The organism is Paenibacillus sp. 3LSP (assembly GCF_032465655.1).
Taxonomy (GTDB): domain Bacteria; phylum Bacillota; class Bacilli; order Paenibacillales; family Paenibacillaceae; genus Fontibacillus; species Fontibacillus barengoltzii.
In genome coordinates this window covers 21,726-31,175 of sequence record NZ_JAWDJI010000213.1, presented here as the reverse complement: position 1 = coordinate 31,175, position 9,450 = coordinate 21,726, and the positions used below count along the sequence as shown (strand labels likewise).

Annotated in this window: 6 protein-coding genes; all 6 read right to left on the bottom strand. The window is 49.7% G+C overall.

Features of this window, described 5'->3' with window-relative positions:
* Nucleotides 1-196: 196 nt before the first annotated feature.
* Complete coding sequence (locus RW092_RS18665) at nt 197-457, bottom strand: hypothetical protein (RefSeq protein ID WP_316010952.1); 261 nt, start codon at nt 455-457, stop codon at nt 197-199.
* A 10-nt stretch (nt 458-467) separates the two neighbouring features.
* Complete coding sequence (locus tag RW092_RS18660) at nt 468-3,815, bottom strand: UvrD-helicase domain-containing protein (RefSeq protein ID WP_316010951.1); 3,348 nt, start codon at nt 3,813-3,815, stop codon at nt 468-470.
* Entirely contained in the window at nt 3,808-6,771 is a 2,964-nt protein-coding gene (locus RW092_RS18655; RefSeq protein WP_316010950.1) for a PD-(D/E)XK nuclease family protein, read from the bottom strand. Before RW092_RS18655 ends, RW092_RS18660 begins: the two co-directional genes overlap by 8 nt.
* Nucleotides 6,772-6,812: 41 nt before the next feature.
* On the bottom strand, nt 6,813-7,766 hold the full coding sequence (locus tag RW092_RS18650; RefSeq protein WP_074730127.1) for a helix-turn-helix transcriptional regulator: 954 nt from the start codon (nt 7,764-7,766) through the stop codon (nt 6,813-6,815).
* A 54-nt stretch (nt 7,767-7,820) separates the two neighbouring features.
* Nucleotides 7,821-8,198, bottom strand: coding sequence for an HIRAN domain-containing protein (locus RW092_RS18645; RefSeq protein WP_316010949.1), 378 nt, complete (start codon nt 8,196-8,198; stop codon nt 7,821-7,823).
* Between the two features lie 127 nt (nt 8,199-8,325).
* Nucleotides 8,326-9,447, bottom strand: coding sequence for a Fic family protein (locus RW092_RS18640; protein ID WP_201318253.1), 1,122 nt, complete (start codon nt 9,445-9,447; stop codon nt 8,326-8,328).
* Between the last annotated feature and the right edge of the window lie 3 nt (nt 9,448-9,450).

Here is a 9,450-nt window from a genome sequence, read left to right as displayed (position 1 = left end):
TGCTGAATTCCTTTTAATTATGCTCAAAACACCCTGACTTTTTCAGGGGAAACTAATTAGACATCTGTAGTTGTATTTCCTCTATTCGTTGGAATTTAACTATGGGAAAAAATGACCATACTATAATTATTGTCTAAGTGTAATATTATGAATTTGACTTTTCGATCAATTTCCCTCAAAGATTATATCACTTAAATTAGGTATGATGAATCCGCTTATCCATGAGTATCGCGTAAATATAGGATGGTCCTCTTAAGTGCTGAATTTTTGTAGTATTTGATAACGGAAAAAAGGCTAAGGCTTCTTGTAGTAGATTTTTGGAAATCTGTACATTCGTCCGATCCGGAAAAATCATATTTCCCTTCACTCGATATATAAATTCGCCGCCGCGTATTTGGCGAAATACTTCTCCTTCATGCGCTAACACATTTGCCCAAACAGTCTCGATATCTAACACGTTAGCCCTCCTACCTTACAGATACAAATCTTTGTAAACTAACAAAATAAAGTCCCGCTTCCTTCGTTTTGTACCCAAACGTATCAGACCAGGCCTTAGCATAAGCCTGCACTTGCGGCGCATAAAACCGAACAAACTGCTCCAATTTGCTCTCATCCAATTGATCCGTTTTGAAGTCGACGATCACCCAGCCATCTTCCTCTTCGAAAGCGAAATCTATTACACCCTTCACCAAGAGATTGCCGCCGTTATTGGACTGATGCGTCAATTCCGCGGCAGCTGTTTCCGACATCGTTTGCTCGGTTGCGGGATAAGACGTTGTCTCACTATTGCCCTGAACCATCATGATCGGGATTTCAAACAACCGTTGCTTCGCTTGCAGACTGCGCTGCCAGAGTTCACTTTCTAGAACTTCTCGGAGAACAGGCAGGGCATCCCCCGCGTCCTTCTCTGCAACCTCTTCGACCTGGCAGAGGTATTGAACATACTCAGGCAATTCGCTCATCGGAAGACCATTTCCAACCGCCTCAAGTCCCTTATGGATCACGCTGCCGAAAGATTGGCCCCTCCCAGTGGCTGACCATTCCGGTGTGTCACCAGTACTTTTTGTCAGCCCGGTAACGGTTGCTTCCGCATAAGTTGGCTGGCGCAGCTGATGGAACACTTTCTCCCTCTGGGCCAAGTAAGCACCCAGATCAATGGATGCTGCTTCGGATTCGGATAAAACAGATGAAGGTGTCCCAATTACGATATCTCGTTCAATTCCCCGATCACACTCGCCAGTCCCGACATCCGAATCCGGAACATCCAACTCCCGGATTAGCTCCATCCCATCCATGAGTGAACTCCACGGGCACTTGGCAGGTTGTTCGGGGTAGAGACTGACGACTAGCATTTGCTTGGCCCGCGTCGCCGCGACGTAAAGAAGCCGATCCCGCTCCGCATGCATGAATGCTCGCTCCCGCACTCTCATCGCTTCCCAGCCGACCGGCTGAGCAATCGTATCTTTCTGAAACCCTTTCGATTGCTGGATCAGGAAATAGCCCGCGGCCTCAGCCTCCGAACGATCAACAAACTGGTCGGCGTCATGATCCTTCTCCCCGCAAGGACAAGCGAGAAACACGATAGGCGCTTCAAGCCCTTTCGCCTTATGCACGTTCATGATCCGAACCGCTTGCCCTTTGCCTGCATAGAGACTGGCGGTTTCCATCCCTTGGCTCTCCCGAATGGCCGAAATTGCATTCGCTAGTTCATGCCAATCCGATGCGAGCAAGGCGTCACGCTGCAATCGCTCCAACATCTTAAGCAGTGTTCCCGAACGGTTCGCCCCTGCTTCTAGCACCGTGGAATAAAGCAAGAGACCGGTATCCTCCATAATACGGTACAAAGCTGTCCATGCAGGCAATTCTTTCACCCAGCTGGCATATTCCCGCAGTTTTCGGCATGCAGCGACAACTCGATTATCCTCTTCTGCTGACTCCTCTGGCAGCCGGTAGATCGACCACGCATTCCCTTGAACACGATACGCCATTAGTTCCTTGTCGCTAATCCCGAATAGAGGTCCGCGCAAGACGCTCAGCATCGCCACCTGATCGGATGGATCGGCCAGGTAGAGGGCCAATTGTCCCAGCGTATGAAGCTCGGGGTATAGAGCGGAGCTTCCGACAGTTTCCGCAGCAACGCCCCACTTCTCCAATTCTTCTGCGTAGAGATGCAAATAATGCCTCGTTCTTGTCAATATAAGAAAATCGCTGGGCTGCGCCTCTCTGAGCACCCAAGATGAACCGTTGCGCTCCTGAACCTGCAAATTTCCGTCGCGGCAAGCCCACGCGATGGTTGCGGCAATACGCTGTGCGTCAACCGCCGCTACTTCATCCTTGCCTCCGGGAATTTTCGGGTAAGTGAGTGCATAAACCCCGTGACCCGCGCGCTTATTCCCCTTTGGATTCGGTATATTCGTTTCCATCCGGACATACGCCGCTTGAACATCGGTTTCCCGGACGGGAAGCTTGCCGACAAATTGCCCGTTCACAAAATCGCCGATCGCATCGACGGATCGGAAATTGCTGGTCAAGTGAAGCACATCTCCACATGCTTGAATCCGCGATTTAACCTCGTTATAAATGGAAATATCCGCGCGGCGGAAACGATAGATCGACTGTTTCGGGTCTCCCACGAGGAACAAGGAACCCGGCTTTGGAGTAAGCTTCCGCCAATTCCGTTCATTCGGATCATCGCCTGCCCCCGTTAAGAGAAACATCATTTCCGCTTGGACCGGGTCGGTGTCCTGAAATTCGTCGACCATAAGCCGTTGGTAGCGCCCGGCGAAAAATGCGCGAACCTCCGGGTAATCACGCAGAAGACGGCAGGCATACATCAGCAGATCCTGAAAGTTCAGCTTCCCTGCCTGCAATCGCCGTTCTCTGCAATACTCCAATGCAGGCAAGACAAATTGAATGACTTTCGGATACAGATATTCCCGCCACGATTGAAGAAAGGGGAACAGGACCGTAATCTGCCAATCGTGAAATCGTTCGGATATGGCTTTGGCTTGCTTCTTATCCGTCCATTTGTACTGCTTCACATCCAGTTTGAAGTCAAACATCTTCGCAAGCGTTAGCATCAACATATCGTCCTGCTCATCCGACAACCGCAGCATACGATTAGCAGTACGCAGTTTTGCCTGAAGATTATCCCACCCTTTTTCCGGTTCAGCTGTCGGTAGAAACCTGTTGGCTTCTTCAATCATGGGAAGCAAGGAGAGTCGGATGAGGTTGAAATCAGGACGATGAACCGGTTCGCAAGGGATTTGGAGATCCGTAAAAATAGATACCCGATCATAGACATTCTTCAGGATGCTGACGTCGATTCCCACCTCGGTAAAGGAGGCAAGTGCTTCACTATCTTCCTCCTGCAGCTGAATCAGATATTCATCCCAGCATTGATCGTGGAACGCACGATTCATTTCATCATCCATTTCTTCGAAAGAAGGGGCCAATCCGGCCTCAATCGGTCGCTCGCGAAGCATGGAGGAACAGAACGCATGGATCGTTCCAATAAAGATTTGGTCTAGATTGGCCAAAGCTTCTTCCATTCGTTCTCTAGTTTCGCCTTCAATATCAGCCGTTTTCCGCTCTAAAGCAATGCGGAAACGCTCCTTCATCTCATCCGCCGCTTTATTCGTAAAGGTGATCGCCGCAATATGCTCCATCTTCGCCGTTCCGGACTCGATGAGTGCCAGCAATCTGCCGACCAAGCTGGTTGTCTTTCCCGAGCCTGCACCGGCTTCTACCAGAAAGGTCGTGTTCAGCTCCTCCAATATCCTTTTTCTAGCTTGTTGATCGGATGGTTCATTCAATGTACTCCACCTCCAGCAGCGTGTGCAGTAGTTCCGAATTTGCTTCATCCTTTCGCTTATGGGCCATCATCTCTGCGTGCTCTCCGCATACAGCCGCATAGTCGCAATATCGGCAGACCGCAGGATTTGAAGCGGGAATAAACAATCCCTGTTCCATCGACAAAAGGATTCCCCGGATCACCGCGGTGACTCGATTCCGTTCGGTTTGCGGGCGTGCAATCACTTGCCCGTGCCCCCGTTCGCTTGGAAAGACGTAAGACGCTTCAAGCACTTTTGCTTCTGAATCCACACCCGTTTGCCGCAACCAAAGCTCCGTCCCCATTGCGTAAAGCGCGTGTTGCAGCTGCGTGCCGCCTGCGAACATGCCATTTTCCTTGTAAGGCCGAGGACTGCCGGTCTTATAGTCGATAATTCGATATTGATGCGGCGCAACTTGATCGATCCGGTCGACGATCCCGCGCAGCGTAATCGCCATGTCCTCGCCAAGCTCAAGGTGCAACGGCTGGCCGTCCACGATGAGCTCTTGTTCGAAAAACCGGGGAGCCGTCTTAGCCTGCAATTCCATGCGATAGAACACGTCCACATCCCGGAGCATCGCTTGCCGTTCCCTCTCAAACACATGAGGGCTCGGTGCCGGAATCCGCTCGGCATACAAGAGAATCGTCTCCTCCGCAATACGAAGCAAACGGGCATGATCGTGTGTAATAGACACGGCTTTACTTGCGCTGACTTCCGTCATATAACGACGATAAACCTCGTGCAGCAGCGAGCCTCTTTCATTCGGCTTCAGCCAGGAGGTACGGTCAAAAGTCACCTGATCTTTCACGCGAATCCTGAGCACATATTGGAAAAAGTACCGCATCGGACATTCCGCGTACTTCTCCAATTGACTTGCGCTAAGCGTCCGTTCGTCCCGGTCTTTCCAATAATCAGTCCATTCATCCCCCGCTATATATCCGTCATGCTCCGTCACTTGCGAGCTGCCACGCGCCTCGAGTGCAAGTCTGCCTTGACGAAGCGACGGATAGACCGATTCGATGAAGGATTGCCGGTCCCTCATAAGGTTTACATTCGCATGGATTTGTCGGAAGACATAATGAGAGCCGTCCAATGGCAGTCCATTTAGCTCAGTAGAGGATGGCTGTTCTACATCCAAATACCCGACAGGTTCGCCTAAGCTTCGGTGCAACATCTCATAGTCCGCATTCGTTTCTCCGGATACTTTTCGGAATACCTGTAGAAGTTGAAAAGCCGCACTTGCTGTCGCTCCTTCTGCCAAGTCATACGACGAGAAGCTAAATGTGATATTGCCGCTTATCATCCCAAGCCGACCATCACGAAGGCGTTGCCGATCTCTTTGTCTCTGCACGGCTGTATGAAGCCCGGCACCGATCCGTCTGCACTCTTCATCGAGAAGCATGGGATTTTGCCTGATATTCCCGGACCACGACTGTTCATCCATCCCGAGAAGAAACGTATGTTTTCTCCCGCTGATCCCCCCGTTCGACAAACTCGATATGTACAGGAATCCGGGCTTGGGTAACCGTTGCACCCCGACTCGAAGTTCCTGCAGCATGTCTCGGGCATACAAGAACATTTGCTGAAACGGCATCGAGTCCGGAACAGGACATTCCTGCAGTTCTTTAGCGATACCTTTCATTTCTTGCAGGACGATCGCATCCTCTTCCGTTCCGCATACACCAAATCGATCCAAGATGTTAACGAGCCATCCCCAGATTCCCTTAGGAGAGGAGAGCGCCGCTTCGTCTGGAAACAATTCTCCCAGGAGGTTTGTCAGATGCTTCTTGATGTCGTCATCCCGCTGTTGTTGTTCCGTCCGCTCCCGTTCTTCGGGTCTTTCATCTGCATCCCCTTGGAACCGAACATGCCCCGACCCCAGCAACTTGATATACCGTTCTTTCCCCCAGCCGATTCCGCTTTTCTCCAGGGCTCGAATACAATCCGCATTCGTTATTCCTTGGTCACGATCGGAGAACGTGATCAATTGCTGCTGCAGTATCAATACGAGCTGCCGCACCTGATAACCGGACTCCAACCAGTTCAGCAGAAAATGTGCGGCTCTTCCCATTCCGGATGTAATCACAGGCAGCCCGTCTGCATAGGAACAGGGAATACCGAAAGAAGCACACATGGTCGAAATAACCAACGCATATTCTTCATCCGGTACGATCATCTCCACTTCATCCAATGGCATCCGGCCCTGAATAATGCGTCTCAATGCTTCGCGAACCTCCGCCAGCCTTCCGGTCGCATGATAGAACTGAACCTCTCCGAACGGCAATGTGGATTGAACGTCAGTGAAGGAAGAATCCGCAATAATCCTCGTCATCCGTCCGTTTGACAACCGCTCCATCATCCGGGCGGAAACCGGTGGAAGCGGCATAGGGTCTGGCAGAATAAGCTCCACGTTTTCCGGCAATTGGGTTGGTAAATGCGACAAAAGGCCGGGGAAATCGATCCAGCTCCGCTGATTCAGAAAGCGCTCATACGCTGACAGCACCTTTCTGACATAGCTGCCTTTTTGCTGGCTCATAAAGTGGTCGTCTCGAAGCTCCCCCGCACTCACTCCGGCACGGCGCAGATCCATAATGGCTTGGTGAACATGCATGGCAATACCAGGCTTTACTTGATCCACCGCGATGTAGGAATCCGGCTTGGAAGCCATTTGTTCCATGACATGATGGATAATCCAAAAGGACCGCTGTTCCCCGATTAAAGTCAGCCCTTGTTGATACAGGGAGAACTGAACCTGACTTCTTACAAAGGATTGAACCGTTTGGACCTCCACATTCATAACCGGCCCTAATTCCCGGCATATTCGCATCAACCAGGACTGTCCTTCGATGTAGGAAGGAGCAATAACAATTTTGCGGCGAAATGGCTCTCTACGGATTGCATCATATAAACGTTCTAGAAACGTGCCTACTATTTTCAAAAGGGATACCTTCCTTTCGTCTATCTTTCAACAACAGCAACTTACTGCCCATACAACTGTCCCCAACGCTGTAGCTGTTCCTTAAACTTTTCCCGGACAGATGCAGGCTCTAAAATCTCCGCTGAAGGTCCGTACTGAACCACCCAATTCATAAACTCCCGCTCGTGGTTGACGGTGACCTCGAATAATAAGCTGCCGTCCGGCAGATCGGTCATCTTCGGTCTCACGAACAATTCTTCTTCCTTCACATAGCGGGCGACATCCGGATGGAATTTAATCTTAAAAGTGATTAAAGAATCCCCGCGTTCAATCGACCAGGTATGCTTCATATACTGAGCAATGTTAAAATCACCCTTGTCGAATCGATTACTTGTCAACTCTACATGGCGGAAACGGCTTATACGAAACGTGCGAATGTCCTGCTTGGAATGACAATAGCCGATCAAGTAAAACCGTTGATCCCGCGGGACCAAATAGTACGGATCAATTTGGCGCTCCGTCAATTCATTCCGGCTCTGGGTATGGTAAACAGCCCTGATCGTCTTACTGGCGATAATCGCTTCCATGATGGGCAGCAAGAAGTTGGCACTGTTCTCCCGATAAGCCGGGGTGCCCATTTGGATCATGTCTGCGACATTTTCCAGTGTATCGTACCGCTTCCGGGTTTCTTTCACATGGGTAGCCATCACCTTGTCGTAGGCGGATTCAAAGCCTGGAGGCAATTTGCTGGTGTCCAACACGGAGGGCAGGACAGAGAACACCAACGCTTCCTGCTCCGTGAAATTCAGCGGGTACATGGCGAAATTACCGACAAAACGGTACCCTTTTCCGTAACCCTCGTTTGTAATCGGTGCGATCAAGTCCAAAATCCGCATGTCCCTATAAATCGTACGATCCGTTGTCTCGCATTTGTCCGCCAGCTCCTTGGCCGAAATCCCCGGATTGGATTGAATGGCGAGAAGTATTTTAAAGAGCCGAATCACTTTATCCGTCATGCTATATCTCCTATCGTGGCATATAGAATGTAAATCCTTATCATCATTGGGATTCTACGCTTTACCTGGTTCTTCCTGCCTATAAGGAGAAAACGAAACGTTCTCTGTCGTTTTGATGATGTACACTTCCTCTAGACCCGGCGTAAGTTCAACAATTGCCGTATCCTTAACGACAAATCGCACCATGCCGCAAACATGATGCTCAAACCTATCATAAATCCGGCCGGCGCTGCGGCATCCTTTCGGTACGGTATGCGGACTGTTGGCGACATAACCGATTTTGCCCAATGGGATCATATCCACCTTTATCGCTTCATGGTCATGCGGATTATCCGGGTCTTTGATCAAGTGAACGACCTGACCCGGCTTTAGAAATGCTGCTCCGTAGTAATGCTGCGTGCCTGTGACGGCGATATAGATCGGTTGATCCACTGTACTCACTCCCGCATGTCTTTCCTTCATTATGACGGATCGCAACGACCATAGATTGTCAGCGAATATATGTTCTGCGCACAAAAAAAGCACTGCGGCATCTCAACTTGAGATCGCAGTGCTGCATTCATTTTAGAAAATGGGCAAACTGATCCGGCGCATTCCGAATGTCTTGTGCCAACTTCTCGTATTCCGCGGATAATTTGACCGAACGAACTCTTTTGGCGTCTTGATCGCGCGGCTCAATGAATCCTTCTTCTCTCCAATGACTTACCTTTTCCCTTATTGAACGGTCCGACAAACGCAGCAGGTCCCTCATTTCGCTTGTCGTTAGGGTATCTTGTTTAAAGGTTAATTGAGCAAACACCATTCTTTGCTGGGGATCTAACTTGCGAATTAGATCCGGTTCGATTTTCGTCATTTGAGCAGATTTCTCCGTTACGATGGCAGCGGCTTCTTGAAAAACCTCCGCCAAACCATCGATAAAGAATTCCAGCCAAGGCGTCAAATCAGCTTCATTCCGCCCAAAATAATAATTGTGATGGAGACCCAACTGGAGTCGGCGATAATATTCAGCCAAGTTGCGGTCATAGAAATTCTCGAGTACAAATAACCCCTTTAAGCCATATCCGCCGCGTCGTAAAAGATATGTCGTGATCATCCGAGCCGTTCGGCCATTCCCGTCCAAATACGGATGAATCGTTAGGAACTGCCACATGAATATGCCAGCCTTGATAGGAACCGGAACCGAATAGGTTTCCGGCGAGTTCACCCAGGCAACCAAATCCTCCATTAATACCGGGACATCTTTCCATTCCGGCGGCAAATAAAAACCGGAGGCATTGCGGCTGCCTACTTGATTCTGTTCTTCGCGATACTCGCTAACACGCGGTCTTCGTCCGTGTGATATTCGGATAATAGCATGCAGCTTTTTAATAAATTCCTCTGTGACCGGGAGCTGTCTTTTTTCGGCTTCATCCAGGTATTCCAAAGCTTTCATTAAGTTATAAACTTCCTGCTCTTCATTGTCATTGCTGGTTTGGTACAAGACTTTTCGCTTCGTCGCCTCGTCAAGCGTGTTTCCTTCAATTTTCGTTGAAAGAATGACCGTCTTTTCCATCGATTCTTTCTTAAGCAAATCCAGAATAGATGCGGGCAGTGGAAGCAAATCCACCACAACACTGGCGCGTTGTATATCCATTAGTCTGCGGGCTATGGTGTCCGTTATTGAATATTTGGGTGTAAACATAAC